The sequence below is a fragment of the Actinoplanes sp. NPDC048791 genome (assembly GCF_040650095.1).
GTDB lineage: Bacteria > Actinomycetota > Actinomycetes > Mycobacteriales > Micromonosporaceae > Actinoplanes.
Genome location: NZ_JBEZGQ010001326.1, coordinates 1 through 1954, shown reverse-complemented (window position 1 = coordinate 1954; position 1954 = coordinate 1). Strand labels below are relative to the sequence as shown.

The window sequence follows — 1954 nt, the reverse complement described above, 5'->3', positions numbered from 1 at the left end:
GCGGCGGCCGACCGGTCGTCGCCGGCCCGCGCGACCATCGCCGTCCCGCCGGCTGCCAGCACCACGGCTGCCGCGCTGACCAGCATGAATGTCCTTTGCCGAGTCATCAGGTCCTCTCGCCCGGATAACAATGTCCCCCGCGTTCCGCCTCTGGCCACTACTGTAGCGACGAAGGTGAATGCGCACCGACCGTGACTACATCCTGCCCCTCGGTGCGCCAGCAGCCGGAAGGAGCTCCATGAAGCACTCTGCCTCACGAGGGCGGCAGCTCAAGCGCCTGGCGTGCGTCAGCACGGCAGCGGTCCTCATCGGACTGTTGTCGGCGCCGTCGAGCGGCGCCGCACAGGCCCCCGCCCTCGATCCCGGCACCCCGCCCGGTGTCGACGAGGTCGCCAGCACCCCCAACCTCAACCAGGTCGCCAACCTGCCGAAGACGGGCCCGTTCGCCACCTCGACGAACTCCGACCTCGCCTTCCAGGACGATTACGCATACGCCGGTAACTACAACGGCTTCACGGTCTACGACATCAAGGACCCGGAGGAGCCCGCCGTCGCGGCGCAGGTGCTCTGCCCCGGCTCGCAGAACGACGTCTCGGTCAAGGGCAACCTGTTGTTCCTCGGCACCGACTCGCAGCGGACCAACGACTCCTGTGACAACACCGGCTCCACCACCGCCGCCCCCGGCGAGCGGTGGGAGGGCATCAAGATCTTCGACATCAGCGACCCGCTGTCGCCCAAGTACCTGAAGTCGGTCAAGACCGACTGCGGCTCGCACACCCAGACGCTGGTGCCGGGCAAGCGCGGCGACAACTCGATCTACCTGTACGTGTCGTCGTACAACCTGGCCGGCACGGACCAGCCGAACTGCCCGCTGCCGCACGACAAGATCTCGGTCGTCCGGGTGCCGGTGCAGAACCCCACCGCCGCAGCCGTGGTGGCGACCCCGGTGCTGTTCCCGGACGGCGGCTACCCGGGTGGCACCGAGGGCCAGTCCCCGACGACCGGCTGCCACGACATCACCGCGTACCCGGAGAAGGACATCGCGGCCGGCGCCTGCATGGGTGACGGCGTGCTGTTCGACATCTCCGTGCGCAGCGCGCCGAAGGTGATCACCAGCGTGCGGGACACCGTGAACTTCGCGTTCTGGCACTCGGCCACCTTCAACAACAACGCCACCAAGGTCGTCTTCACCGACGAGCTCGGCGGCGGCGGCGCGGCCACCTGCAACCCGGAGATCGGCCCGAACCGGGGCGCCGACGCGATCTACGACATCGTCGGCAAGGGCAAGAACCGCAAGCTGGAGTTCCGCAGCTACTTCAAGATCCCGCGGACCAACACCGAGAACGAGAACTGCGTGGCCCACAACGGCTCGCTGATCCCGGTCCCGGGCCGCGACATCATGGTGCAGGCGTGGTACCAGGGCGGCATCTCGGTCTGGGACTTCACCAACTCCCGCAAGCCCAAGGAGATCGCGTACTGGGAGCGCGGCCCGCTCTCGGCCGACAGCTTCGTGCTGGGTGGCTCGTGGTCCGCGTACTGGTACAACGGCTACGTCTTCTCGAACGACATCGTCAAGGGCCTGGACGTCCTCAGGCTCAAGGACCCGCGGACCAACCCGGCCCGCCGGTTCCTGACGGACGAGTTCAACGCGCAGACCCAGGACAACTTCCGTAACTGGTAGGTCCCGGATCGATGTGGGCCCGGTCTCTTCGTGAGACCGGGCCCGTCGCGTCTGGCAGTGTTCGTTGACGTGGAGAACCTCTGGCTTCAGCAGATCGCGGCGAACCCCGGCCACTCGCAGTGGTACGTCGAACGTTTCCGCACCATGGCGAACAACGGCGCCGACCTCGGCGGTGAGGCCCGGCTGATCGACGCGATGGTCCCGCGCGGCGCACGCATCCTCGACGCGGGGTGCGGCACCGGCCGCGAGGGTGGCCGGCTCGCCGCGGCCGGT

The 1954-nt window shown here is 68.1% G+C and carries 1 protein-coding gene and 1 pseudogene; both read left to right on the top strand.

Annotation, left to right across the window (positions count from 1 at the left end; translation table 11 throughout):
* Positions 1 to 238: 238 nt before the first annotated feature.
* Positions 239 to 1681, top strand: a complete 1443-nt coding sequence (locus AB0C29_RS45955; protein ID WP_360834334.1) for a hypothetical protein — start codon at positions 239 to 241, stop codon at positions 1679 to 1681.
* A gap of 57 nt (positions 1682 to 1738) precedes the next feature.
* Positions 1739 to 1954 (top strand): annotated as a pseudogene (locus AB0C29_RS45950) (SAM-dependent methyltransferase); the annotation flags it as partial.